Raw genomic sequence first — 25,232 nt, forward strand, 5'->3', positions numbered from 1 at the left:
GCCTATGAAAACTTGTCCACACTGTGGTTCTCCAAATAGAAGACGGAGAACTCGAAAAGGCTTTATAAAACATATTAACCTCTTAAAGTTTTATAATTGCCTGAAATGTAGAAAAAATTATTATTGGGTATCTTTATTCAATATAAAAGTAAAGGCTAGTGCATAAACACTAGCCTTTATTTTTTATTATAGAATTGTTGTTACTTTCTTATTTGAATTGCTTTACAATATCGTTTCCATTTGCAAAAATTAGCAATGCTAATAATAATACAAAACCAACAACTTGTGCGTACTCTAAAAACTTATCACTTGGCTTTTTACCTGTAATCATTTCCCAAAGTGTAAAGACTACGTGTCCTCCATCTAAAGCAGGAATTGGTAATAAGTTCATAAATCCTAACATAATTGACAAGAATGCTGTAATGCTCCAAAAACTATAAGCACTCCATTCCGATGGGAAAATACTTCCGATAGAAATAAATCCTCCTAATCCTTTATATGCTCCTGTACTTGGGTTAAAAATCTTCTTTAATTGCTTAACATAGTTTGTTAAGGTAGTCCAAGATTTTTGTAAACCTGCAGGTATCGCTTGCATGAATGTATACGATTTATTAGCTAATGTGTAATACCCTAATTTTTCTAAATCATTAGGTGACAATACTCCTAATCCAACTCCTAATTTTCCATCTTCAGTTACTTTTACAGGAACTGTAACGATTTCTTCTCCTCTTTTTACCGTTACGGTAGTTTCTCCATTTTTGTATTTATCTAGTGCAGCTTTAGCTTCATCAAAATACGTAATTTGATCTTCTCCAATAGCGGTAACAATATCTTTTGCTTGTAAACCTCCATCTTTATTTGGAGATCCTTCAGAAACACCTGCAATAACAAATGGATATCTTGGCAAGATAAAGTTTCCTGCATCTTTATCTCTATCTACTAATTTTGAAATAAAATCAACTGGAATTTCCTTTTCAATACGCTGTCCATTTCTTTCAATTACAAAATTATTTCCGTTAATAAACTCAACTGGAATTTCATTGAATTTTTTGATTGTATTACCATCAACAGAAAGTACTTTATCTCCTGTTTCTAAACCTAAGGTTACAGCCAATTCATCTTGTACCCAAATACCATCTTTTACGTTTTCATTTGGTAAATATTTTTCTCCATAAACCCACATTAAACAGATATAGATTAAAATACCTAGAACAAAGTTTACAAATACTCCTCCTAACATGATTATTAAACGTTGCCAAGCTGGCTTAGAACGAAACTCCCATGGCTTTGGCTCTTCTTTCATTTGCTCTGTATCCATACTTTCATCTATCATTCCTGCAATTTTCACATATCCTCCTAATGGAATCCAACCAATTCCATAAACCGTTTCTCCTATTTTCTTTTTGAATAGTGAAAACTTATAATCGAAGAATAAGTAAAACTTTTCAACTTTTGTTTTGAATAGTTTTGCAGGGATAAAGTGTCCTAACTCATGTAAAACAATAAGCAATGATAAACTTAAAATGAATTGTGATGCTTTTATTAAAATTTCCATAGATGGCGTTTAGTATCTTTTTTGAACTGGCAAATGTACGCTTTTCAGAAGAGTTCTAAAAATACAGTATTTAGAGTCTCTTAGGTTTTAACAAAGATTTTAGGAATCTGCTTTTTTTCAACGTATTTTTGCACTAGAATTTATGGATATGAATCTACAGTTTTTCAAGAAATCTAAATACACTTTTTACTTTTTAATTTTATTTACCGTTATCGCATTACCAGCGTATTATTTTTTGGTAAAAGTGGATCAAAAATTACCTATTTATAATCCTGCGGATATCAATCCTAAATTGGTAGACAACTCTCTTAGAATGTTTACAAAAAACCATACTGTTGGCGACTTTGAATTGATTAATCAAAATGGAAAAACCATTACTCAAAAAGATTATGAAGACAAGATTTATGTTGCTGATTTCTTTTTTGTGACTTGTAAAGGAATTTGTGTTCCTATGTCTAACAATATGCTTGAATTACAAAAACGTTTTAAAGATGATAATGATGTGATGTTTTTATCGCATTCTGTAACTCCAGAAATGGATAGTGTACCTGTATTAAAAGCGTATGCTAGGCGTAAAGGAATTATAAATGGTAAATGGAATGTAACTACAGGAAGCAAGAAACATATTTATGAACTTGCTAGGAAAAATTATTTTGCTGTTTTAGATGAAGGTGACGGTGGTGTACAGGATTTTATTCACACAGAAAACTTTGTTTTAATTGATAAAGACAAGAGAATTCGTGGTATATATGACGGTACCAAATTCGAAAATATGCAAAATATCATTGCTGATATTGAGCTTTTAAAAGAAGAATATAAATAGCTGTTTTTTTACTCTTTTAAGTTGATAAAAAATACGCTCCTAATAAATAGCAACGTATTTTGAAAAGTTGTTCTATCTAATTACTTTAATAATTAGGTATTGATAATATCAACTACATTTACCTTAATGAAACCTGATTTTTTCATTACAAGCCCTCCAAGCTCATTTGTTAAAATTGCCAATGCATAAACTTCTAACTCTGAGTCTTTTTTCTCATCTCTTAACGCTTTTTGCGTTGTATTACTTACTAATAAATCACTACCACTTACTCTATCTTGCAATGTAAACTCTTCTGATTCAAAAGTTTTATAAAACCTATTTTCTTTCAAAGAAAACGTTTCATTTAAAATGTACTTTTGATTATCTGTTGATGTTAGTGAATCATCAAACTCTAATTCAGAAGGTAATGATGCTATATCAAAATTATCTACTTCAGATCTGTTATAAAAAGCATTGATATACGGATTTAATATATCATAAGAAGCATCTTTATCGAACAACAAAACTCGTAAGTTATTTTGAAGTCCTAATTTCTTTTCATTGTCGCTAAAAAGAACTGTACAAGATGCTTTTAAGTTTACTTCACCAAATGTAGTATTTGGATTTTTTGCAAGTGTAAGTCTATAAATTGAAGCCATAAATTTTCTATTTGTTTTTTGTAAAACTAAAACAGAAAACTAAAGGACTTTATAGGTAAAAGACTAGTTATCAACTATTATTTTCCCTAAAAAAATAGAGATGTAATACCTTTATTTTTTTAGCTTTTTTCCTTCTTTATCGTATCGTTTATTCAACTCTTGTTCTGTTTTTATAACAGCTACAGCCAAACACAATATTAATAAAGCCATTGGTTGCCAACTTATTTCTGGATTTATATAAGCAATTACCAAAGCTCCAACAAAAGATATAGCCGCATACATTAACAATTGCTTTGTAAAGTAAGTATTTGCAAAATCCCAAATTTCTTGACCACTCATTGTTCTAAGAGTTCTATATCCATAAAAAGAATTGATCTTCTTAGGTGGAAAGAAATAGAAAACTATACTCAATAAAAACAAGAGTCCGTTTACAGATAATACGTAGTTGATTGGGTTCATTTTTAATTTAAATTTTTGTTTCCTAATTACTCTTTTCTTGGTCTCATTAATCCCTCTTGTGCTACAGAAGCAACTAGTTTACCATCTCTAGTATAAATATTACCACAAGCAAAACCACGAGCTCCAAATGAATTTGGACTTTCTACAGAGAACAACATCCAATCTGTATAATCAAAATCACGGTAAAACCACATAGAATGATCTAAACTTGCCATTTGTGTATTTCCAAAATGCGCTTTACTTGCATTAGGATACAAACATGCCGTTAAAATATTATAATCTGATATATACGTTAGTATTTGTTGTTTTAAAGCTAACGTTAAGTCTTGAGGTTCTCCTTTTAGTTTGAACCAAACATCTACTACAGGTGGTAAGTCTTTTTGATCGAAAGGATTCACAACCTGTACTGGTTTAAAATCAATTGGACGTTCAACGCTTAAAAATGCCTTCATCTTTTTAGGTAAAAAATCACCAAATTGATCGAGCATATCTGTCCAACTTAATAAATCTTCTGGTTGTTTTAAATCCTTTTTTATAGGCATTTGATGTTCATAACCGTCTTCTTTTTTATGGAAAGAACACGCTAAAATAAAAATCGTTTTATCGTTTTGATGTGCTGTAACTCTTCTCGTAGAAAAACTTCCTCCATCTCTTATGGTTTGTACATTATAAATAATTGGAAGTTCTAAATTTCCTGCCTCTAGAAAATACGAGTGTAATGAATGCAATACACGATTGTTATCTATTGTTCTATATGCAGCATTTAATGCCTGTGCCAACACTTGTCCTCCAAAAACATTTGGACTTCCTATATCTTTGCTAACACCACTAAAATTATTATCTCCTACATCTTCTAACGTAAGAATTTTTAACAGTTCTGTAGTATCTTTCATACGATTTCTTTTACTCGATAAAAGTAGGCTTTTTAGGTTTGTGCAACAAGGTTTTTTACTTTAAAAGGATGCTTTTGTTTAAAAGGTGTAGGTTCTATTTTATGAATAAAAAAGCTTAAAATTTTATTCGGAATATGACTTTTATGTCGAAGATAGATAGTAAGTTCCTGTGGTGTTGCACCAACTGAACTCTTAATTTCACTTGCTGTTCTACCAAAATTTATTTCATCTAACTTTCTTTCAATAGCAATATGTATATAATCGTACAGCATGCGTTGATAAATTGCAAATTCGCGGTTGTATTTATAATCTATTCCCACAAAATGCGCATCTAAATCGTTTTGATTTACCATGGCTGAAAGAAAACCAACCATTTTATTTTTTAAGAAATAACCTTTAATAATATAATCTTCTCCTAAGTTTTGTAATAAAGATCCGTAAGTTTCTAAATTAAAGACGCCTAAATTAAATCCTGCTTTAGAAGAGACATTTTTATATAACTGCTGCATTTGTGGCAAATACGTTTCCAAGTTTTCAGCATTAATAACTCTTACCTCTAAAGGGAAACTCAATTCCATTGCTTTTTTTGCTTTTACACGGAACTTTGTTTTCATCGCTGCTAAATAGCCATCAAAACTTTCCCAATCAGAATCTATTTGTAAGAGCATATTAGGCTCTACATTGAACGAATGATACTTATATTCAAGCAATTCATCACTAATAAATAGCGATTCGCGTACAAAATCCTTCAGCATAAACCCACTAACTTTATAATCGAAGTGTTTTTCTGTGTTAGCTAATTGTACTACCGATTTTGCTAATTCTTTAATTACCTTTTGTTTATCTTGATCTTCTTTTATAAAAATTCCGTGTTCTCCACTTACAAAAGTATTTCCGCAAGTAAGAATTTTAAATGGTTTTTCTGGAGAGATAATTCCTAGTTTTCTACCAATACATTTGATTTTTTCAATAGTACTTTGCAATCCATTTTGTACACTATCTAAATAAAAATTAACTACCTGAATGGTAGCAAAAGCAATAGGTTTTTGAGCATCGTTAAATAAAACAACATACCAAAAATCTATAGTAGGATGATGTGCAGCGATTGCTTCTAAATAACTTGGGTTAAAATATACATTGGAAGTACAGCCTAAGGTATTCCAAATATCTTTAGGAATATCGTTTACAGAAGCATAATAACTCGCATTATGTACTTTTTTACAAAGATTCAAAAAAGAATTGTGTTTTAATTGCGTTTGTAAAGTACTAAAAAGAATGTCATTTTTAGGTTATTCTTTTCTTAATCTTTCTAATTGTAGGTAAACTTAAATAAAATAAGTAAAATCCTGACGTAATTGTTACTAAGCCTAACACTGAAAAAATTCTTAAAATCCAATTGGTAATATGATCTCTAGTTTCAAAATCCATTACGTGTAGCATCCATAAAAAGTCAAAGCGTCTCCAATTATCGTTACGTACCGAAGTAATCTTAGCTAAATGTGGATGTACATATACGTTTGTATTGGTTGGATGTTCTAAATGCACAGCATATACAGGCAATGGTTTTTCTCTATATTCGTGATCTTTGGAAATATCATTTTTATCTAAAAACTCCATTTTCCTTATAGAAATATTTGTTTTGAGTCTACTTTCTACAAATGATTTTATTTGTTTTTCTGTTAATCCTTTTGATATTGGATTTTGTTCGTTATTCAGTTGTAGAAGGTATAATCCAGCTATCGTTTTTACACGTAAAATGCTATCGGTATTTACAACAATTCCTGTAATATTTTCAATAGGTTCTGGAACTGTATCTAATAACTTAGCTACATGCTTATCGTATGAAAAAGCAAAAGTATGTTCTGTTTTATCTAGTAATGTTTTTCCATGAACATCTTTCATATTATTCCAGCTGAAATACAGTCCTCCCAATGTCCAAAAAAAGAATTGGATTCCAATAAAAACGCCGAAATAACGATGAAGTTTTCTTGTGATATAGTGTTTGCTTTTTTTCATCTTCTAAAGAATTATTCACTAAATTAAAAAAGTAAACCTGAACTAGGTTCAGGTTTACTTCACTTTTATGTATAAATATTTGATAATTACGAAAGTTTACACGACTCCTCTATTCCAAACGGGTAAACTTAAGATCTTACTTAACTTAGCCATATCACTTAATATAAACACTTTATCTCCGTGATTTAATAAGTTATGTCGTTCTCCTTGTTTTGTAACTACATTTACTTCGTAGCATATGTAACTTCCAGATGATGAGCTACCATGTACTAATTTCTCTAATACTTGTAATGCATGTAGTTGATGAAAATCTAAAATTTTATTATCGACAATAAGTTTTCGCTTTCTGGTATGAATTACTGCTTTTCCTCCTGTTAATAACACAAAGAAACCTCCTATAATCATGAAAATTCCTCCTGATGTAAAAAACAGTGATCCTATTTTCATAAAGCTTAAAGCTTCTGTGTTTTTGAAATATTGAAAATAAGTCCAAAACAACTGATTTAATCCAATTAAAAAGAAACTCCAAGAAACAAACTTCATATAACTACTTGAAGCTATTTTGTATCCTGTACGAGTCTTTTTTAAATGTTCACTTAAAAAATTACTCCCACCATTTCCTTCTGCTTCCCAAGAAATCTGCTGTCCTATATCATCAAAGCTAGGATCTGCATAATTAAAGGTTACTTGTTTGTTGTTTGGTGATGATTTTTTATGTCGAACCCAATAGCTAGAGCCAAACATTCCTAAGAACATGACTACTAATGCTACTAGCATTCCACCTATTTTATAATTATTATAACGTTCATTTTCTATTACTTTTCCATGAACTGTTACTAAAACATTTAAGGTTTTTATTTTGTTAAGGTCATTCTTAGTTGGATTTTCTATTCGGTTTAAAGAGTCTAATTTTTGAACGTTTGCAAGATGTTCTAATTCTCTTTTATGAAAATCGTTATACGTATTTTGAAGTTGTGGTACTACTACAAAGAAAATGATACCAATGGGTATTAAAAGTAGCAACCAAGTTGACTTGAGGGACAATTTATTCATAGGATATTTTTAAAAGTAATACCATTTCTAACTTTTATTTAGTCTTCAAAAAAAGCAGCGCTGGTACTACAAATTTGAGAAAAAAGTAGAGAATAAAAAAACTCCTTAACCATACAAAATAGTTAAGGAGCTTGAGTTTATTGATTGTAAACTTATTAGCCTACAATATTAATTATTTTTCCTGGCACAATAATTACTTTTTTAGGTGTACGACCTTGTAATTGTTGTTGTGTTTTTTCGTGTGCCATTACCGTTTTTTCAATGTCTTCCTTACTCATGTCTAATGGTAAGTTTAATTTGAAACGCATTTTCCCATTGAATGAAACTGGATATTCTTTTTCAGATTCTATCAAGTATTTCTCATCAAAAGTTGGGAAAGGAGCAAAAGCAATAGACCCTTCGTTTCCTAATTTACTCCATAACTCTTCTGCAACGTGTGGTGCATACGGAGAAATTAAGATTAATAACTGCTCTAAAATAGCCTTGTTATTACACTTTTGAGCCGATAATTCATTCACTGCAATCATAAAAGTAGATACAGAAGTATTGAAAGAGAAATTCTCAATGTCTTCTTCTACTTTTTTAATCGTTTTATGTAATGTTTTTAAGTTTTCTTTTGTTGGTTCTCCTTCAGAAACTTCAAAGTTTTCTCCGTTGTGGAACAACTTCCATAGTTTCTTTAAGAAAGAATATACTCCAGAGATACCTGATGTTTTCCATGGCTTGAACTGCTCTAAAGGACCTAAGAACATTTCAAATAAACGTAAGCTATCTGCTCCATATTCTTCGCAAATTAAATCTGGATTTACTACGTTGAATTTAGATTTGGACATTTTTTCAACCTCTCTAAAACTTAAAAAACTCCCTTCTCTTCCTAAAATAAACTCAGCATTTTTAAAATCTTCTCGCCAAGATTTCAATTTATCTAAATTAACTTCAACATCTCCACTTAATGAATTAACATCTATATGAACTGTTCTGTAAGTTAACGATTCTTTATTTTCTTCATTTAAACCAGCTTCTTTTAAAGCTAATTCTTTTTTCTTCCATAAATCCTCATCTATATTAGTAATGTAGTTATCACCTTGGAAGTAATCTGCTGATAAATAAACATTCTTTATTTTTCCATCAAATATAGCTTCGTAAACAAAAGCAGAAGTTCCTAAGATCATTCCTTGGTTGATTAGTTTTTTAGCAAACTCATCTACTGGTAAGAAACCTCTATCGAATAAGAATTTTTGCCAAAAACGTGCATATAATAAGTGTCCTGTAGCATGCTCAGAACCTCCAATATATAAATCTACTTCTTTCCAGTAATCAACCGCTTCTTTGCTTACAAATTCACCATCGTTTGTAGCATCCATATAACGGTTAAAATACCAAGAACTTCCTGCCCAACCTGGCATTGTATTTAGTTCTAATGGAAAAACAGTTTCATTATTAATTTGATCATTAGCAACTACCGAATTTGTTTCCGTAGACCAAGCCCATTCTGTAGAATTTCCTAATGGTGGTTTTCCATCTTCTGTTGGTAAATACTTTTCTACTTCTGGTAATTCGATTGGTAAATGTTCTGCAGCAATCATTTGCGGCATTCCGTCTTTGTAATACACTGGGAATGGTTCTCCCCAATAACGTTGACGGCTAAATACTGCATCGCGTAAACGATAATTTATTTTTCCGTAACCAAATCCACGTTTTTCCATTTCGTAGATTACGGTTTTCATTCCTTTTTTGTAATTCAATCCGTTTAAGAAATCAGAATTGGCTAATTTAATTCCGTCTTTAGTATCGTTTGCTTTTTCTGAAATATCTACTCCTTCAAAAATATTTGGAATTTCTAAACCGAAATGCTTTGCGAAATCGTAATCACGTTGATCTCCACATGGTACTGCCATTACAGCTCCTGTTCCATAACTTGCTAACACGTAATCTCCAATCCAAATTGGCACTTGTTCACCTGTAAATGGATGTACTGCATATGCACCAGTAAATACTCCTGAAATTGTTTTTACATCTGCTAAACGATCTCTTTCCGAACGTTTTGCCGTAGCTTCTACATAAGCTTCTACAGCTTCACGTTGTGCATCTGTAGTAATTTTAGCCACCAAATCGTGTTCTGGAGCTAATGTCATAAAACTTACTCCATAAATTGTATCTGGACGCGTTGTAAACACCTCTATGTTTGCATCGTATCCATCTACTTTAAAACTAACCATTGCTCCTTGTGAACGACCAATCCAGTTGGTTTGGCTATCTTTTAATGGCTGTGGCCAGTCTATTGTACTTAATCCGTCTAACAAACGTTGTGCATAAGCTGTAATTCGCATAGACCATTGTGTCATTTTCTTACGAACTACTGGATGACCTCCACGCTCCGAAACTCCGTTTACAATTTCATCATTTGCTAATACAGTTCCTAAAGCTGGACACCAGTTTACTTCTGTATCTGACAAATATGTTAAACGATATTGTAATAAAATTTCTTGTTGCTCTTTAGATGAGAACTTCTTCCAGTCTTCTGCAGAGAATTCTTTTATTTCTTCATCGCAAACCGCATTTACAGTCGTATTTCCTTCTGCTTCAAATTTTGCTACAAGCGTACTAATGTCTTCCGCTTTGTCTGTATCTTTATTATACCAAGAGTTGAACAATTGGATAAAGACCCATTGTGTCCATTTGTAATACTCTGGATTCGAGGTACGTACTTCACGAGACCAATCAAATGAAAATCCGATTTTATCTAATTGTCCGCGATACGTTTTAATATTTGTTTCTGTAGTAATTGCAGGATGTTGCCCAGTTTGGATTGCGTATTGCTCGGCTGGTAATCCAAAACTATCGTATCCTTGAGGGTGCAATACATTAAATCCTTTATGACGCTTATAACGCGCATAAATATCACTCGCAATATATCCTAATGGATGTCCAACATGCAATCCTGCTCCAGAAGGATAAGGAAACATATCTAATACATAATACTTAGGCTTATCTGAATTGTTACTTGCTTTAAAAGTTTGGTTTTTTGCCCAATACTCTTGCCACTTTTTTTCTATTTCTTGGTGATTGTACTGCATTTGTAACTTCTTGTTTTAAAGGATGCAAATTTACAGTTATTTCAGGATTATAAAAGTATTTTACACAGTTAGATTTCTTGTCTTTTACAACAAAAAAGATGACACTTCTCAGTATCATCTTTTAAAACAAGTAATAAACTAAAACTTACTCTAAACAACCCATATAACCCGTCCCATGTTTGTAGAGTGTTGTTTTAAGGTTGTTATTTTCAGACAACTCTACAATATTGTTATTACAACTTAATGCTATTTCAAATTCTTTTATCGTTCCAGAATTAAAATCGATTGATAATTTAGAATTAGAAGGAAAGTAATTGTTGATCGTTGGTATCGGCTCTTCAAACTGTCCATTCTCTCCATAATGCGTGTATCTTTTTCCATTTTTAAACGTGTACATTACGCTATCTTCAAAACCTTTCAACAACCACTCTCCTTCTTCTAACACTTCAATTTTACTTTCAATCGTAAGTTCTTCTCTGGGGATTTGACCTTCTGATTCGCTACAACTCAATAATAAAAAGAGTCCAATCAGCAGACATATCCAATTCAGTTCTTTTTTTAGTTTTTCCATCATTTTAGTTTTTCTATCGCATTACAAAGAACCATATAACTAACTGTTTTTAAACTACAAAACTTAGCGAGCAGGTAAAAAACACCTCTAAAAGGGAAAAAATGTATTTGAATTTACACTCAGAAGCCACAAGGAATTCAAAGAATTACTTTTTAAATAGCTCTAGTTATCATCTGGAATTTTATATTTTGCTATCAAATAATTTTAATAAACCTTACCATTATGAAAAGTCAAATTTTAAACTTAGGAAAAGTACTTTCTAAAAACGACCAAAAAGAAATCCAAGGAGGTTTTTGGGGATGCATACCAGAAAAACGTGAATGCGAATCACATCACGATTGTCCACCTTGTAGTATTGGTTGCGGTACTACTATAAATATTAATGGAAATCCATTTCTTATTGAAGGTATTTGTGCTTATTAAGTATTAAAAGCGAAGTAAGTTTAAAAGAGACTGTCTATAGCATTCTTTAGACAGTTTCTCTATAGAATTTTAATAACAGATTACTTTTATACCTCACATCTAATCAGCAAGAATTACATATTTAACCATTGCTTAAACTCTGCGGCTTTATTTTTACTAATAATAATTTCTTCTGAAGCATTAGCTGAATTTAATAAAATCTTCAACTGACTTTTTCCGTATTTAATAATTTTATCTATTGCAGAGATACTAATAATAAATTGACGATTTGCACGGAAAAATAAGGTAGGATCGAAATTAGAATACATATCGTCTAAACTTGCGTTTGATGTAGATCTTTTTCCATCAAAAGATACAATATAAGTTATCGTATTCTCTGTATATACATAAGCAATATCGCTAATTAATACTGGTACTAATTCATTTCGAACGTACGTAAGAATTCTTTTCTTACTAGTTTCTGATGTTTCTTTTATAGCTAGAACCTCTTCTTGAACATCCTCTTTTTCTTCTTGAATTTCTTTTTGGGTATCCTTTTCTTTCTTTTCCTGGTAACTTACTAAATCTGAGTTTAATTTAGATAGGTTTATTACTTCTGAAGCTAATGTCAGGTTTTTTGCTTCTAAGTCTTTTTCATATCTACTCCCAATAATTCGTACAGCAAAAGAAGATAATACTGTTGCTAGAATTCCCATAAACAGAAAAATAAAATAGAAATTTCTTTTTAGTTTTTTCATCTGTTTAGAAACACTATTGGTATTTACATTGGCCGCAACTAATAAATCAGAACTTTTTACAGGTACAATATGAATCACTTCAGAATTAATTTCTCCATCTTTTCCTGTAGCACTTGAAACTAGCAAATCATATAAATCGTCTGAAATATTTTTCTCTTTTAACGAGGCTAAAAGATTCGCATTTGAAGTAATTTGTTCTCCTATTTTTGTAATGTTAGGATGACAGATTTTTTTTCCAGACCAATCGAATACACATAAAAACCATGCATCGATATCTGTTTTGGCTATTGTTTTTTGTATTTGTCCTAAAACAGCATCTTTTTGTAAATTTTGAGTTAGCTGAAAATCGATAATACTAGCAATCTCATTAGCTTCTCTTTTACTGGTTTCTACTTGCGCTTCTATTAATTGGTTTGCACTTACTTTAACAAAATATTCTGCACCTATTACTGAAACAATTAAGAATACCAATGTAATGGATAATACTGTTAAAAGATATAATCTGTCTTTTCTCATTTATATATTGATTGAGAATTTTAAATTCATTTTTTCCGCTTTAAAACCTATTTTTCTCTTTCAGTTAAAATTTGTTTAAAATTATCAAAATAAATAGTTTTCTTTGATAGCGAATTTAAGATAATTTCATGCAAAGAAGATATTATATTTTACTGAGTATCATTTCTATTCTTTTGGTAGGGTATCTTCTTTATTATTTTTTGTACAATAATTCATTACAAAATATAGTACATAAAGCTCCTGAATTTTCATTAGAGTCGAATGAGTTATTAGATGCTTACATGACTAATGAGATGGGTTCTGAAAAGAAATATACCGACAAAGTAATTACTGTACATGGAACTATAAAAGAGATCTCTTTTTTTAATAATAGAACGACTATTGTACTAAACAGTAATATTCCTGATGCCGGAATTATATGTGATTTAGACGATAGCCAATCAGAAAAAATAAAGCATTTAAAAGAAAATCAAGAATTGTATGTAAAAGGAGTTTGTAAAGGGTATTTAAAAGATGTGATACTTCTTAATTGTTTTATAGACACCAAGAAAAATTATGAATAAAATAAATGTATTCTTTGTTATTATTTCTTTTGTAGCTGTTGCTTCTATTTCAGCTCAAGAATATATTGCCCGGCAGGGGCAAGTAACCTTTTTCTCTTATGCTTCTGTTGAAAATATTGAGGCTAAGAATAATCAGGTATTAAGTATTCTAGATTTAGAAAAGAAAGAAATTGCCATTAGCATGTTAATGCGTGCTTTTGTTTTTAAAAAGGATTTAATGCATGAGCATTTTAATGAAAGTTATATTGAATCTGATATTTATCCTAAAGCTAGTTTTGAAGGAACTTTAGAGAATTTTAATTTAGACAGTGAACAGCAGACTCTCATTATTAAAGGAGATATAACAATTCATGGAATTTCTAAAAACATAGCCATTAAAACAACCGTACAAAAAACAGCTGAAGGCTATCATTTATCTGGTGATTTTAATATTACGGTGAGTGATTTTAATATTAAAATTCCTCCTATTTTAAGAAACAATATTGCAAAAGTTGTATTAGTAAAATTTAATTTCCAATACTTACCTTATGAAAACAACTAACGTTTTATACACATTACTTATCTTTTTTTGCTGTGTTCCTATTCTTACAGCACAAGATTTATTGAGTAAGCTGGATAATGAGTTTCCAAAAGAAGATTTAAACACTATTGCTACATTTAAAACTACTAGAATTGGTTTAGGACATTCTATAGAAACTCGAAAGCAGGGAACTTTGGAAATTTCGATGTACAATAGATATTGGAACCATAAGGAAGGAACAACACAAAGCTTTTTAGCAGATGAAGTAAACATTCGTTTTGGATTAGATTATGCTATTTCTGATAATGTTGCTATCGGAGTAGGTTACAGTACTTTTGATAAAATAACAGATGGATATCTTAAGTATAAGTTTTTACATCAAAAAAAGAATGCTAAAAAATCGCCATTTAGTATGGTTTTGTTACAAACTATCTCTCATAGAAACAACGAAGATGGTAGCAGTAATTCTATTTATGGCTCTGTTGGAAGTGGTTCTAATATTTATAGTTTTGCTACACAGTTATTAATTGCAAGAAAATTCACTCCTAAAATATCTGCGCAACTGAGTCCAACGTTTATTACAAGAAGTAAGAACTTTATGAATAACGACGATTCTAAAAATCAATTTGCTTTAGGGTTTGGAGCTCGTTATAAAGTAGGTGGACATGTTTCTATTGTATCTGAATATTATGCAGTATTGAATCCAATGAATTCAGTTAAAACATATAATCCTTTTATGATTGGAGTAAATTGGGAAGTAAGTAATTTATTATTGCAATTTCATATGACCAATGCGCGAAATTTTGCAGAAGACACGTTTATTCCACAAACAACTAACAATTTTAATTTTCATGATGGCAATTTCCATTTTGGGTTCAATGCCACCTTCGTTCTGGATTTAAACAAAAACAAATTATAAAACAAAGACCACCTTTAGAGGTGGTCTTCTAAGTTAAGTTTGGTTAGTTATTTCTATTTCCTTTTCTATTTTTTTAAGCAGGTTCAGCATCTGTTAAAATAACATTTACTGTTCCTCCTCTTTGTGTTCTTTGAATATTACAAATTCTTTCTGTTTGTGCTGGTCCTACTGGTAATGTTGGACAAGGAGCGTCTCCTACTAATCTAATACAGTCTGTACAGTTTACTGGGAAAACTCCAGGGTTTCCAGAGTTTAATCCTAAACCTTTGTTATAAATAGTACTAATAGGTGTTTTGTTTGGCCCATAATTCCAACCTTCGCCATCTGCCTTAATTTGAATAAAACTATTTACTCCATTTACACAACTAATATCAAATGCTTCGTCACATCCTGAACTTGGATTTAATGTAAATTCTGCAATACTTGTTCCTTCTGCTCCCTTATTAAAGCTAGCTCCTTTTACAGGACATTGAGGTTCTATATAAAAACAAATGTTTCCACTAAAACAATTTCCTTGTGGATCAAACTCTTGTACAGCTCCTGCTGCTAAAGAGAATTTTCCCATTAGTTTATTTACTTCTGTAAGTACTGGAAAATCTCCCACAGTTGCTGGTGATCCGCAACAGGTATTTTTAGGGTTAGATGCTGCAAATGTTACATAAACATCTACGCTTTCTTTTGTTTGATTTTCTACTGATAATTTTGTGTATGTAGTTGACATAATATGTTTTTTTAAGGTTATCTGAGTTCAAAGTTGCTTTATTATTTACCTTAAAAATGATTCATATCCATAAGAACGAGTTTTTTTTCCATAAGAACAGTAATTTATGGATTTAAAAAAAGCTCATGAAGTTATCATGAGCTTATGAATATGTGTGTTCTCTTTTTTAAAACTGGTATCCTAAGGATAATTGGAAGTTTCCATTTTTTAAATCTGGATTTTCTTGTATAGCTGTTATTCCTAAACTATATCTTGTACTGAAGAATATTCCACTCTTAAAGTTATATCCAAATCCAAAGTTAAGTCCAAAATCGAACTCTTCAATATTTGGATTTAAACTTGCTCCAGGAGCTGTAAATTGATCATAGATTAAAAAAGAAACCTGTGGTCCTGCAGATACCGAAAATCCTTCAAGAAGGTAATATTTAGCCATTATTGGTAATGCTATATAATCTAGTCTTAGTTTTTCCTCTCCAGATTCTGTTCCTAATTGACTAAATAATATTTCTGGCTGCACCGAAAATTTATCTGTGAATTTTAATTCTACTAAACCTCCAATATGAATTCCTGAACTTACATCTGCATTCGTTAGGTTTTCTCCTCTAAGTGTTGCTAAATTAACTCCTGTTTTGATTCCAAATTGTACAGATTGTGCATTTACACTTAATAAGCTAATTGTTAGTAATACGAATAGTATTCCTTTTTTCATAATAGTAATAAGTTTGTTTTTATACCTTGCTTTCTAGACTAACTCTGTGTCGATTTGTTACAAAAGCCAAAAAAGGTTTTTCGGCTTTTGTAATGTTTTGTTTATTAGAATAAATATCCTACTGATACTTGAAAAGATCCGTTTCTAGTATCATCTGAAATTTCCTGTATTGATGTTAAACCAAAAGCATATCTCGTTTGTAAAAACAAACCATTATTGAACGTGTATCCTGCACCAATATTAAGACCAAATTCAAAATCTTCCCAATTAACATTAGGAGTTGCTCCAGAAACTAATTCAATTTTATCATCTATTAAAAGAGAAGCTTGAGGTCCAGCCTCTACAGATAATCCTTCGATTAGATAAAACTTAGCCATTACAGGTAACGAAAGGTAATTCAATCTAACTTTATTCCCTTCTGATTGTGATCCTAATTGAGAAAATAAAAGTTCTGGTTGAATTGAAAATTTATCTGTTAATTTTAACTCAGCAACACCTCCTGCGTGAAATCCAGTTCTAGGATCAACGTTAGTCCCAACATCATCTCCATTAACTGTTGCGAAATTGAGTCCTGCTTTTACTCCAAACTTTACAGACTGTGCGTTTACACTGAATAAACTAACTGCAAATAATACGGTAAGTAATACTTTTTTCATAATAGTAATTAAGTTTTAAATTTATACTGATTACCTCTTAGGCAAGCTTTATGCCAAAAAATAAATTCTATTTAAAAAAGATGTTTTTTAACATTACAGCATAAAAAAATGCCGAAGGAAATCCTTCGGCATTGTAATACTATTATTTTTTGATGCTTATCCTTTTACTGGTACAGTTACAATAACATCTCCCCAACCTAAGTGCATGTTTGCATCTTTACCTTCTCCGTCGAATACAATTCCAAACTCTTCAATTGGTTTACTTGCTTTAGAAACTTTTCCTTTTACTCTAGCTACATCTTCGCTTTCGTTGTAGAAATAAGCTCCCCAAACATTTTTAGCTGTACTTAAAATTACATCCCACTCGTTTTCTCCTGGAATTGTAAATAATGTATATGTTCCTGCTTTTACTTTTTTACCTCCAAAAGTTACATCGTTGTAAAATGTAATTTCTGCAGCTTCATTAGCTCCAGTTCTCCAAACTTTCCCTTTAGGAGCTAGTTTGTCTAACGATCTTCCTTTTAATTGTGGACGACTGTATACAACTTTTACAAGCTTATCTGATACTCTATAACTGTCTGGATACGCAGCTGCATCCATTGGACTTTTATCTAATGGCTTAAATTTTTGTGCAAATGCATCGTTTGAAAACACTAATGCAACAGCAAAAACTACGATGGATAAAATTGATTTTTTCATGGTTGATTGTCTTTAATTTAAATAATTGAATAGTTAGTACTTTAAAAGTAGCTATCCTTACGTTCTAATTGTATTAATTTTTTGTGAAAATTATGTTATAAACTTATAGATCGCTTTTTAAAACTCTTTATTCTTTTGGTTAAAAGAATTAAAATTACACTAATTCCAAAAAGTGGAAAAGTAATTCCTAAAACAATTATCGTTATAATTATTCCATAACTTATTTTGAAGCTTTTAGGAACTTTTGGTACGCCTAATTTTCTTTTTTCCTTTCTGAATAGGTATGAGAAAATTGCTGAAATGCTCATGATTGTTAATAATACAGCTGTAAAAAAGAGCAGATACCAATTCCATCCTCCAAATTGTCCTTGATGAAATGCCATTAACCACATTCTAGCTCTCATTAAAACACCAACATCTTCCCAATTATGATATTTCATCACTTTTCCTGAATATTGATCGAAATGAATCATTTTTTGTTCTGAAAGTGGAAATGTTTTATTACTTACTGAAAAAGTACTTTTTGGTGATTTTGGCAAACCGATTGTAATTACTCCTGCTAATTCTTGCTTTTTAGCAATAACTACCATTTCGTCTAATGTTAACTTTTTGACTCCTTTTTCAGAGGTTAATCCTCTTCCTTGCCATGTTTTAGGATATCCAGTATTGGTTACTTTTTGCACCCATTTAAAATTTCCTCCAAAAACATCTGTCCATGGAAAACCACCTGCCAATACAATTAATAATAATATTGAAATCCAAAAACCAGTTACCGCATGTACATCTCTAAAAAACGTTCTTTTACCTTCTTTATATCGTATTGTAAATACTCCTTTTATTCCTCGAGTAAATGGGAACCATATGTACAGCCCTGTTATAATTAACACAACCATCCAACTTGCTATTAGCTCAACGATTTTTGTTCCGATTTTTCCTCCTAATAATTCTCCATGTAATTTTCTTATCGAAAACATCCAGGTATCTCTTCCTTGAAAAGTACCTGAAATTTTTCCTGAATATGGATTTACATAGGTAGATTTTTTTCCTCCAAATCTTCCCGATATAAATTCTGTGCTTACGTCATTGTCAGAAAGCACCATCGCATTCAGTTTTTTTAAACTATGCTGTTGTGCTACTTCCCATTGTTGTTGATAGTTTAATTTTTTAGTACCTGCTACTGGAGTAATTTGTTGTATTTTTTCAATTGCTACTTTTTCAACTTGTGGTTTAAACAAATAGATCGCTCCTGTAACTGCCAACACTAAGATAAAAGGCAGTGACACCATCCCTGCGATAAAGTGCCACTTCCATAACCATTGGTTAAATTTTCTATTTTTCATGAGAGTATGAAATCAGAAGGTTTCTTAAAAGTTATATCTAATACCAAAGTGAAAAGCTCTTGGGTTTCCAATACTATAACTGTTTTCTCCTCGCCAAACATTATAACTTGCTCTTACAGCATATAATTCATCTAAAATGTTAAGTGCTTGTCCCCAAATTTCAAAATTTTGATACGCAAAGTTTGCTCTAAAATTAAATACGCTATACCCATCATAGATTGTCGTTCCTAAAATATCATTCCCTAGATTGTCTGTTCCAATAATTGCTTGGTTTTCGAAACTAGTATTATAACTTCCTACTTGCTCATGTTCTAATACTAAGGTTAAGTTTTCGATAGGCTTGTACGTAATGTTAGACATTCCTAAATAGTTAGGTGCTGTTTGCATGTCTGTATTAGAATAATCGACATTATTATCGAAAAAAGAAAGATACCTGTGTGTAGCATAACTTCCACTATAGTTTACAGATAAGTTTGGTAATATATTGTATTTAATTCCTAATTCAACTCCTTCCGACCTAGTTTTACCTGCATTTAATTGTTGAAAGTTTCCAGCGTTATCTCTAATAGAAATCAATCGATCTGTTCCATTTAATCTATATAAGGCTATATCAACTTTTAACTTTGATGGAATAGAAAAATAAGCTCCTATTTCGTAGTTATCAAATTTTGCGGGATTCAAATCAAATACTGTTGCTCCTGTTGCACTGTTTCTACTATTTCTAAATAATGTAGATGTTTGAGGTGGTGTAAATCCTTTTGAATAATTACCATAAAACCCAGTAGTGTTATTAATGTTATAATTGAAACCTAATTTTGGTGCTACACTATTATAACTCACTTTCGTATCTGCTACTCCAGCTTGTGTGTCTATAAGATTATTATAGTCATATTCAAACTCATCTACTCTAATTGCTGCTGTTAATTCTAGAGGCTTTATAGGTGATATTTCAAATTGTGCGTATCCTGCATAGTTTAAAATATTTGCTGTATAGTTTAAAATATAGTCTCCAGAGTTAACCGTATATCCTATATTTTTTCTTGTAGCAACATCTACTATAACTGAAATTCTTTCTGCGACATAATCTTGCGGAGAAAAATCTGCAGTAGCACCAACAACTAACGAAGCGTCTGCAAAATTAAAATCTAATTTATGCTGAATTAATCCTACATAACTTCTAAATTCATTTGAATTAATTTCTCCTGATCCCGTTCCTGTTAATTGTCCCATATTTCTATCCTGACGAATTCTATAAGACGGAATTTGATTCATTGTATTATTTCTGTAGATAAAATTGAAAGATGTTTTATTCTGCTCATTCCAAGTTTTATCTAATGTAGATCTAAATCGTAAGGTTTTTGCTTCTCTTTCTGTAAAGGTTTGATCACTTTCGTAATTTCCATTCAAAAAGTTTTGTTCAGAAATAGAGCCTGTCATATCAGACCTATAATCAATAAAAGCTACGCTATTCACCCATTTTAGACTTTCAGAAAAATCATTTACATTTTTAAATGTTACTGCAAACTTTTCGTAATCTGAATGCTCTACAGGTCCGTCGTTTCTTTCGATATAATGACCTCCAACATAAAATCCATACTTTTCATTTGCTGTAGTTGAAGCTTCTGCTTCATATCTTTTAATTCCCAAATCATTTGCTTGTATACTTACTGAACCTCCAAAATCTTTTTCAGGGTTTTTAGTAATAAAATTAAAGCTTCCTCCAATAGCTTCGCTACCATAAATACTAGATGCAGGTCCTTTTAAGACTTCTATCTTTTGAAAAGTTGTATTATTCATTTCCAATAATGCATTGTGATTAAATACAGCTACTGGACGAATTGGAAGTCCGTCTTCTAAATATAAAAACAATGATCTGGTTGAAATTGGTGAACGTACTGCCATAAAATGCTGTTCGTTACTCGCAGCTTTAGAAGTGCTCATAAACACTCCTGGTACTTGATTTACTAATTGCTCGATACCAAAAGCATTAGTTTCTTCAATTTCATTCGCTGTAAGTACTCCAATAGAAGCTGGCACTTCTTTTCTTTGCTGAATTTCTCTGCTTGCAGAAACAATTACCTCTTCTAAGTTTTCTATAGCTTCTTCTAAGTAAATAATATTTTCTTTAGTAGAAAGCGTTACATTTTTACTATTAAAACCTACCATAGATACTCGTATTTTATTTACTGTAAGCTTAATTGAAAAATTACCATCAAAGTCTGTTGCTGTACCTTTTCTCGTATTTTCTAGCGCTACTATTGCTGCTCCAAATATTGGATTATTGTTCGCGTCTACTAGTTTTCCTTTATAAGTTTGCTGAGAATATCCGTTAAAATTAGGCAATAGGATTCCTAATAATAGGATTGCTATTATTTTTTTCATGATGTATATGTCTAGTTATTTACTTATAAAGAATACTGTAATCCAAAGGTTAAGGTTTCCTCTCTTTTTAATTGTATTCCGTTTGGCTTTTGGAAAATTGGATATGCATATTCAAAACCAAAACGAACATTTTTAAATGTTCCTTTAGGAATGTAAACATTAAATCCTACACCACTATTAATATACTTTCCTCCAGAATTATTTACATCTGCAGTAGTTACCATCATTGGGTTTAAGTTTGGATTTGCTCCACTAATTTTTTCTGTGATTAATCCTTCTATTCTTCCTGAAAAACTTAACCAATCGGTTGTTTTTACAGCAAACCAAGAATTTAATCCATAATTATTTCCTAGCGTATAATTATCGTCATTCTCTCCAAAACGAATGGTTGTTTTTAATTGACTTCCCCAAGAAACTAAATCGCTTTGACCTAAGTACGTTACTGCAAGATCAGTGTCAAATGTTCCGCTTCCTATTTGCATTGGATATGGCAATTGAATTTTATTTGGGTTTGACATTGGCGTTACATCTTCTGCATCTATTTTTCCTGTTGGAATAGATAGATTTAATTGCGCATGAAGTGATTGTCTGTTTTTATTTAAAATTTTATACAATGCTCCAATTTTTACATCCCCAAACCCAGACGAAGCTGTTGAAAATTGATTGATCATACCATTAGGCATTCTCATTTGAAGTTCCATATCATTTTCTACATACATTGCCATTGCCACTAAAGTAATTCTATCAGACAATCCGTACATCGCTCCTAACATGTGCATGTTCATTGGCATATTTAATGGTGTTACCATGTATCCGCTATCATGTGCTTCAGCATTGGTAATGCTTGATGTTCCATTTACTAATGTTTCCATATTCATTCTCATGAATCTGTATGAAAACATTACATCGTTTTTACCATGATAATGATCTCCCATGACACTTATTGGTGCATGTCCGTCTGGTCTTCCAGCTGTCCATAAATTTTCTTTTTCTTGTGCGTATATGTTTAATGTTATTGCAAATACAACAACAAATTTTAATAGATTTTTCATTTTTAATTACGTTTATTTCACTCAACAATACACTAGATAGAGTTTATCATTAAAAATGTCATCGCAAAAAAATGGAATGAAATAATGTTTCTCTTTGTAATCTGACTGATTATAGAAAAATTACTTCAGCATTCCTTCGAGTACCTCAGGAAACGCTTCGTAATAGTATATTCATTTGATTTTTTACGTCAACTAGTTTAGATATTCCATCTACGAAAGCTTCAATTATAAAAGCTTATGAAATTGAGTTGTTTTTACTACATAGATTTTTAGGATTGATGAGAATCAGTCCTTTTTTATAAATACCAAAGTGTAATTATGTAGTTGGTGGATGAAAAACTGAGGCTAAAAACAAATACTTGTAGTTTTTTTGATACCTAAAGTTATCTTTTCGTGTGGTAACTGTAGTCTGTTTTTTATTAATTTGAGTGATGTTTACGAATCCTATAGGGTATTCTTCCATATTGATTCGCAAAGAATTGAAGTCTTCTTCTTGTTGCTGTTTTAATTTTTGCATTAACTGACATTTACCATTACAACTTAGCTCTGGTTTGTCTTTATTAATACATAAAATTTTAGAGATATAATCATAATTAATAGCGTATTCTACGAACGGTGTTATCGGACGTAGCATTGCAATTAAATACAATAGCACAAAAAAATATGTACCTCCCTTTAGTTTCAACAAAAATATTTTAGGAGAGCAAAATTAGCGTAGATTCTATAGCTATACAAGAATAACAGATTGTTTTTTTAGGAAAAATCTGGGCTATATACTTCGTGTATCAATCCGAAGTTTTCTTCTAGAAATTGTATTGTTTTATTTGCTAAAGCTTCGTTATCTAATGACACTAATACTTCTTTTTCTGTATGTTTATTATTTAAAAGTGTGATATCGTTTCTATAGTAAGACAGTGCTAAATCTGGATTCGCAATTGAAAACCAAGCCATTTTTTGCCTTTTTGTAAGTTTAAGTATTGAAACTTTTGTTTTTGATTGGAGATTAATTTTTTCCTTTAAAAGTAACCTTCCAAAGAAAAAAGTACCTCTATATAAATTCCCTTTCTTTTTTAGGAGTCCTATTTCTAAAAACTGAAGCGCTATTATTAGTAATAAAACAGCCATTAATAGCAGTAAACTTCCGTAACCTCTTTCGTTAAGGTCTGTACTTAATACCTTTAGAATAACAATTATTATCGGCATTCCTAATATAAGAGTTAAATGTGTTTTTTGATGCTTAGTGAATTTACTTTCTAGTATTATGCTGTTGTTCATAGTTGTTTTTAAGTAAAATATATGTATTCATAACTCCTTAATTGTTACATGTTTGTAAATTATTTTTATTTATTCTAAATTAAAAACTATATTTGCATCGAATTTTTTAGAAGTATGATTGTTTTTTACAAACCTAAGAAAGAAATTGTTACACAACTTTACAAAGAAACAGCTTGTAATACAGCCTGTGCTGCTAACTGTTTAAAGCCAAAGAGTAAATGCTGTAATAAGTATAAGAAAAAAGGCATCAACTGTAAGCGATGCCCTTTAACTTCTGATATTAAGATTGCTTCTTAATTTATTATTCTATTTTTAATAAGAAATAGTTTTTTCTACCTCTTTGAAGTAATACATATTTATCTGCAATTAAGTCTGAATTTGTAATTGTATAATCTTCCTTAACTTTTTGTTTATTAACAGAAATAGAATTCTCTTTTAATGCTCTACGTGCATCTCCATTAGATTTTAAAAATTGTGTTTTCGCTGCTAAAGCTCCTATCATATCTAAACCTGTTTCTAATTCAGCTTTTTCTACAATTGCTTTTGGAACTCCATCAAATACATCTAAGAACGTTTGCTCATCTAAATCTTTTAAATCTTCTGCGGTAGATTTTCCAAATAAAATATTAGAAGCTGCTATTGCCTTATCTAATTCTTCTTTAGAATGTACAAAAGTAGTTACTTCTTCTGCTAACTTTCTTTGTAATAGTCTTAAATGTGGCGCTTCTTTGTGCTCTTTAATTAAAGCATCAATTGTTTCTTTATCTAAGAACGTAAATATTTTAATATACTTTTCTGCATCTTCATCTGAAGTATTTAACCAAAATTGGTAGAACTTATACACAGATGTTTTACTCGCATCTAACCATACATTTCCTCCTTCAGACTTTCCAAATTTAGATCCATCTGCTTTTGTAATTAACGGACAAGTCATCGCAAAAGCTTTTGCTTCACCTCCTGGGTTCATTCTACGTACCAATTCAGTTCCTGTAGTAATATTTCCCCATTGGTCTGATCCTCCCATTTGTAACATGCAGTTTTCTGCTTTATGCAAATGATAAAAATCGTATCCTTGGATTAATTGATATGTAAATTCTGTAAATGACATTCCGCCTCCCGATTCTCCAGAAATTCTTTTCTTAACAGAATCTTTGGCCATCATATAATTTACAGTAATACGCTTTCCTACATCTCTTGCAAATTCAATAAAAGAGAAATCTTTCATCCAATCGTAGTTATTTACTAAAATTGGAGCATTTTTATTCGTACTATTAAAATCTAAGAAACGTGCTAACGTAGCTTTAATTCCTGCTACATTTTTAGCCAATGTTTCTTCATTTAATAGGTTTCTTTCATCTGATTTTCCTGATGGATCTCCAATCATTCCTGTTGCACCTCCTACTAAAGCAATAGGCTTATGTCCTGCCTTCTCTAAATGCACTAATAAAATAATTGGTACTAAACTACCAATATGTAGTGAATCTGAAGTTGGATCAAAACCAATATACGCACTGGTCATTTCTTTTTGTAGTTGCTCTTCTGTTCCAGGCATTATATCGTGAACCATTCCACGCCATTGCAATTCTTGTACAAGATTTTTCGTCATTTTCAATTCCTTAGGATTAGAAAGCAAAT

26 protein-coding genes are annotated in these 25,232 nt (G+C 31.0%); 6 read left to right on the forward strand and 20 right to left on the reverse strand.

Translation table 11 applies throughout. From position 1 onward, the window contains the following. Positions 1–208: 208 nt before the first annotated feature. On the reverse strand, positions 209–1,555 hold the full coding sequence (rseP, locus tag ACKTTC_RS18640) for an RIP metalloprotease RseP (protein ID WP_408041377.1): 1,347 nt from the start codon (positions 1,553–1,555) through the stop codon (positions 209–211). A gap of 148 nt (positions 1,556–1,703) precedes the next feature. On the opposite strand from rseP, the gene ACKTTC_RS18645 reads away from it, so the two are divergent. Continuing rightward, positions 1,704–2,378, forward strand: a complete 675-nt coding sequence (locus tag ACKTTC_RS18645) for an SCO family protein (protein WP_408041378.1) — start codon at positions 1,704–1,706, stop codon at positions 2,376–2,378. A gap of 92 nt (positions 2,379–2,470) precedes the next feature. On the opposite strand, the gene ACKTTC_RS18650 is transcribed toward ACKTTC_RS18645, so the two are convergent. From ACKTTC_RS18650 to ACKTTC_RS18685, 8 genes are all read right to left on the reverse strand, one after another. Next, positions 2,471–3,016: a hypothetical protein gene (locus ACKTTC_RS18650; RefSeq protein WP_408041379.1), complete on the reverse strand. Its 546-nt coding sequence runs from the start codon at positions 3,014–3,016 to the stop codon at positions 2,471–2,473. A gap of 111 nt (positions 3,017–3,127) precedes the next feature. Further along, complete coding sequence (locus ACKTTC_RS18655) at positions 3,128–3,475, reverse strand: SdpI family protein (protein ID WP_408041380.1); 348 nt, start codon at positions 3,473–3,475, stop codon at positions 3,128–3,130. Positions 3,476–3,501: 26 nt separating this feature from the next. Beyond that, a complete protein-coding gene (locus tag ACKTTC_RS18660; RefSeq protein ID WP_408041381.1) occupies positions 3,502–4,368 on the reverse strand; it encodes an acyl-CoA thioesterase in 867 nt (288 codons plus the stop codon). A 32-nt stretch (positions 4,369–4,400) separates the two neighbouring features. Further along, complete coding sequence (locus ACKTTC_RS18665; protein WP_408041382.1) at positions 4,401–5,600, reverse strand: GNAT family N-acetyltransferase; 1,200 nt, start codon at positions 5,598–5,600, stop codon at positions 4,401–4,403. A gap of 52 nt (positions 5,601–5,652) precedes the next feature. Then, positions 5,653–6,384, reverse strand: coding sequence for a hypothetical protein (locus tag ACKTTC_RS18670; RefSeq protein ID WP_408041383.1), 732 nt, complete (start codon positions 6,382–6,384; stop codon positions 5,653–5,655). Between the two features lie 96 nt (positions 6,385–6,480). Continuing rightward, positions 6,481–7,437: a hypothetical protein gene (locus ACKTTC_RS18675; RefSeq protein ID WP_408041384.1), complete on the reverse strand. Its 957-nt coding sequence runs from the start codon at positions 7,435–7,437 to the stop codon at positions 6,481–6,483. Positions 7,438–7,592: 155 nt separating this feature from the next. After that, on the reverse strand, positions 7,593–10,514 hold the full coding sequence (locus ACKTTC_RS18680; RefSeq protein ID WP_408041385.1) for a leucine--tRNA ligase: 2,922 nt from the start codon (positions 10,512–10,514) through the stop codon (positions 7,593–7,595). A 145-nt stretch (positions 10,515–10,659) separates the two neighbouring features. Then, entirely contained in the window at positions 10,660–11,085 is a 426-nt protein-coding gene (locus ACKTTC_RS18685; protein ID WP_408041386.1) for a hypothetical protein, read from the reverse strand. A gap of 222 nt (positions 11,086–11,307) precedes the next feature. Between ACKTTC_RS18685 and ACKTTC_RS18690 the strand changes: the two genes are divergently transcribed. After that, entirely contained in the window at positions 11,308–11,508 is a 201-nt protein-coding gene (locus ACKTTC_RS18690) for a hypothetical protein (protein WP_408041387.1), read from the forward strand. A gap of 113 nt (positions 11,509–11,621) precedes the next feature. Here the strand turns inward: ACKTTC_RS18690 and ACKTTC_RS18695 are convergent, their stop codons facing one another. Beyond that, a complete protein-coding gene (locus ACKTTC_RS18695) occupies positions 11,622–12,761 on the reverse strand; it encodes a LytR/AlgR family response regulator transcription factor (RefSeq protein ID WP_408041388.1) in 1,140 nt (379 codons plus the stop codon). A 128-nt stretch (positions 12,762–12,889) separates the two neighbouring features. Between ACKTTC_RS18695 and ACKTTC_RS18700 the strand changes: the two genes are divergently transcribed. The 3 genes from ACKTTC_RS18700 to ACKTTC_RS18710 are packed head-to-tail and all read left to right on the forward strand — an operon-like array spanning position 12,890 to position 14,763. Next, entirely contained in the window at positions 12,890–13,324 is a 435-nt protein-coding gene (locus ACKTTC_RS18700) for an OB-fold protein (RefSeq protein WP_408041389.1), read from the forward strand. Further along, the gene (locus tag ACKTTC_RS18705; RefSeq protein WP_408041390.1) at positions 13,317–13,865 is read left to right on the forward strand and encodes a YceI family protein; all 549 of its coding nucleotides are present in this window, start codon (positions 13,317–13,319) and stop codon (positions 13,863–13,865) included. The genes ACKTTC_RS18700 and ACKTTC_RS18705 overlap by 8 nt, the downstream gene beginning before the upstream one ends. Then, positions 13,852–14,763, forward strand: coding sequence for a DUF5777 family beta-barrel protein (locus ACKTTC_RS18710; protein ID WP_408041391.1), 912 nt, complete (start codon positions 13,852–13,854; stop codon positions 14,761–14,763). The genes ACKTTC_RS18705 and ACKTTC_RS18710 overlap by 14 nt, the downstream gene beginning before the upstream one ends. Before the next feature lie 73 nt (positions 14,764–14,836). Here the strand turns inward: ACKTTC_RS18710 and ACKTTC_RS18715 are convergent, their stop codons facing one another. From ACKTTC_RS18715 to ACKTTC_RS18755, 9 genes are all read right to left on the reverse strand, one after another. Continuing rightward, entirely contained in the window at positions 14,837–15,484 is a 648-nt protein-coding gene (locus ACKTTC_RS18715) for a hypothetical protein (RefSeq protein WP_408041392.1), read from the reverse strand. A 166-nt stretch (positions 15,485–15,650) separates the two neighbouring features. Next, complete coding sequence (locus tag ACKTTC_RS18720) at positions 15,651–16,193, reverse strand: porin family protein (RefSeq protein ID WP_408041393.1); 543 nt, start codon at positions 16,191–16,193, stop codon at positions 15,651–15,653. A gap of 104 nt (positions 16,194–16,297) precedes the next feature. Continuing rightward, a complete protein-coding gene (locus ACKTTC_RS18725; RefSeq protein WP_408041394.1) occupies positions 16,298–16,849 on the reverse strand; it encodes a porin family protein in 552 nt (183 codons plus the stop codon). 156 nt (positions 16,850–17,005) lie between these two features. Then, a complete protein-coding gene (locus ACKTTC_RS18730) occupies positions 17,006–17,548 on the reverse strand; it encodes a DUF2911 domain-containing protein (RefSeq protein WP_408041395.1) in 543 nt (180 codons plus the stop codon). 95 nt (positions 17,549–17,643) lie between these two features. Beyond that, a complete protein-coding gene (locus ACKTTC_RS18735; RefSeq protein ID WP_408041396.1) occupies positions 17,644–18,888 on the reverse strand; it encodes a PepSY-associated TM helix domain-containing protein in 1,245 nt (414 codons plus the stop codon). Between the two features lie 24 nt (positions 18,889–18,912). Continuing rightward, positions 18,913–21,270 carry a TonB-dependent receptor domain-containing protein gene (locus ACKTTC_RS18740; protein WP_408041397.1) on the reverse strand — a complete coding sequence of 786 codons (2,358 nt, stop codon included), beginning with the start codon at positions 21,268–21,270 and terminating at the stop codon, positions 18,913–18,915. Positions 21,271–21,293: 23 nt separating this feature from the next. Then, the gene (locus tag ACKTTC_RS18745) at positions 21,294–22,322 is read right to left on the reverse strand and encodes a transporter (RefSeq protein ID WP_408041398.1); all 1,029 of its coding nucleotides are present in this window, start codon (positions 22,320–22,322) and stop codon (positions 21,294–21,296) included. A 316-nt stretch (positions 22,323–22,638) separates the two neighbouring features. Further along, a complete protein-coding gene (locus ACKTTC_RS18750) occupies positions 22,639–23,007 on the reverse strand; it encodes a hypothetical protein (protein ID WP_408041399.1) in 369 nt (122 codons plus the stop codon). Between the two features lie 68 nt (positions 23,008–23,075). Further along, positions 23,076–23,525: a hypothetical protein gene (locus ACKTTC_RS18755; protein ID WP_408041400.1), complete on the reverse strand. Its 450-nt coding sequence runs from the start codon at positions 23,523–23,525 to the stop codon at positions 23,076–23,078. Between the two features lie 186 nt (positions 23,526–23,711). Between ACKTTC_RS18755 and ACKTTC_RS18760 the strand changes: the two genes are divergently transcribed. Then, positions 23,712–23,894 (forward strand): hypothetical protein, encoded by a 183-nt coding sequence (locus tag ACKTTC_RS18760; protein WP_408041401.1) that lies wholly within the window; start codon positions 23,712–23,714, stop codon positions 23,892–23,894. A gap of 4 nt (positions 23,895–23,898) precedes the next feature. On the opposite strand, the gene tyrS is transcribed toward ACKTTC_RS18760, so the two are convergent. Continuing rightward, on the reverse strand, positions 23,899–25,203 hold the full coding sequence (gene tyrS / locus ACKTTC_RS18765; RefSeq protein ID WP_408041402.1) for a tyrosine--tRNA ligase: 1,305 nt from the start codon (positions 25,201–25,203) through the stop codon (positions 23,899–23,901). Between the last annotated feature and the right edge of the window lie 29 nt (positions 25,204–25,232).

This window comes from Tenacibaculum amylolyticum (assembly GCF_964511145.1).
Taxonomy (GTDB): Bacteria; Bacteroidota; Bacteroidia; order Flavobacteriales; family Flavobacteriaceae; genus Polaribacter; species Polaribacter amylolyticum.

Excerpts from the sequence above, each read along its gene's own strand:
- ACKTTC_RS18730 (WP_408041395.1), bottom strand. The coding sequence starts at position 17,548 with ATGAAAAAATCAATTTTATCCATCGTAGTTTTTGCTGTTGCATTAGTG.
- ACKTTC_RS18705 (WP_408041390.1), top strand. The coding sequence starts at position 13,317 with ATGAATAAAATAAATGTATTCTTTGTTATTATTTCTTTTGTAGCTGTT.
- ACKTTC_RS18645 (WP_408041378.1), top strand. The coding sequence starts at position 1,704 with ATGAATCTACAGTTTTTCAAGAAATCTAAATACACTTTTTACTTTTTA.
- ACKTTC_RS18690 (WP_408041387.1), top strand. The coding sequence starts at position 11,308 with ATGAAAAGTCAAATTTTAAACTTAGGAAAAGTACTTTCTAAAAACGAC.
- ACKTTC_RS18695 (WP_408041388.1), bottom strand. The coding sequence starts at position 12,761 with ATGAGAAAAGACAGATTATATCTTTTAACAGTATTATCCATTACATTG.
- ACKTTC_RS18760 (WP_408041401.1), top strand. The coding sequence starts at position 23,712 with ATGATTGTTTTTTACAAACCTAAGAAAGAAATTGTTACACAACTTTAC.
- ACKTTC_RS18715 (WP_408041392.1), bottom strand. The coding sequence starts at position 15,484 with ATGTCAACTACATACACAAAATTATCAGTAGAAAATCAAACAAAAGAA.
- rseP (WP_408041377.1), bottom strand. The coding sequence starts at position 1,555 with ATGGAAATTTTAATAAAAGCATCACAATTCATTTTAAGTTTATCATTG.
- ACKTTC_RS18670 (WP_408041383.1), bottom strand. The coding sequence starts at position 6,384 with ATGAAAAAAAGCAAACACTATATCACAAGAAAACTTCATCGTTATTTC.
- ACKTTC_RS18725 (WP_408041394.1), bottom strand. The coding sequence starts at position 16,849 with ATGAAAAAAGTATTACTTACCGTATTATTTGCAGTTAGTTTATTCAGT.
- ACKTTC_RS18685 (WP_408041386.1), bottom strand. The coding sequence starts at position 11,085 with ATGGAAAAACTAAAAAAAGAACTGAATTGGATATGTCTGCTGATTGGA.
- ACKTTC_RS18720 (WP_408041393.1), bottom strand. The coding sequence starts at position 16,193 with ATGAAAAAAGGAATACTATTCGTATTACTAACAATTAGCTTATTAAGT.
- ACKTTC_RS18735 (WP_408041396.1), bottom strand. The coding sequence starts at position 18,888 with ATGAAAAATAGAAAATTTAACCAATGGTTATGGAAGTGGCACTTTATC.
- ACKTTC_RS18650 (WP_408041379.1), bottom strand. The coding sequence starts at position 3,016 with ATGGCTTCAATTTATAGACTTACACTTGCAAAAAATCCAAATACTACA.
- ACKTTC_RS18755 (WP_408041400.1), bottom strand. The coding sequence starts at position 23,525 with ATGCCGATAATAATTGTTATTCTAAAGGTATTAAGTACAGACCTTAAC.
- ACKTTC_RS18745 (WP_408041398.1), bottom strand. The coding sequence starts at position 22,322 with ATGAAAAATCTATTAAAATTTGTTGTTGTATTTGCAATAACATTAAAC.
- ACKTTC_RS18710 (WP_408041391.1), top strand. The coding sequence starts at position 13,852 with ATGAAAACAACTAACGTTTTATACACATTACTTATCTTTTTTTGCTGT.
- ACKTTC_RS18655 (WP_408041380.1), bottom strand. The coding sequence starts at position 3,475 with ATGAACCCAATCAACTACGTATTATCTGTAAACGGACTCTTGTTTTTA.
- tyrS (WP_408041402.1), bottom strand. The coding sequence starts at position 25,203 with ATGACGAAAAATCTTGTACAAGAATTGCAATGGCGTGGAATGGTTCAC.
- ACKTTC_RS18740 (WP_408041397.1), bottom strand. The coding sequence starts at position 21,270 with ATGAAAAAAATAATAGCAATCCTATTATTAGGAATCCTATTGCCTAAT.
- ACKTTC_RS18680 (WP_408041385.1), bottom strand. The coding sequence starts at position 10,514 with ATGCAGTACAATCACCAAGAAATAGAAAAAAAGTGGCAAGAGTATTGG.
- ACKTTC_RS18700 (WP_408041389.1), top strand. The coding sequence starts at position 12,890 with ATGCAAAGAAGATATTATATTTTACTGAGTATCATTTCTATTCTTTTG.
- ACKTTC_RS18660 (WP_408041381.1), bottom strand. The coding sequence starts at position 4,368 with ATGAAAGATACTACAGAACTGTTAAAAATTCTTACGTTAGAAGATGTA.
- ACKTTC_RS18675 (WP_408041384.1), bottom strand. The coding sequence starts at position 7,437 with ATGAATAAATTGTCCCTCAAGTCAACTTGGTTGCTACTTTTAATACCC.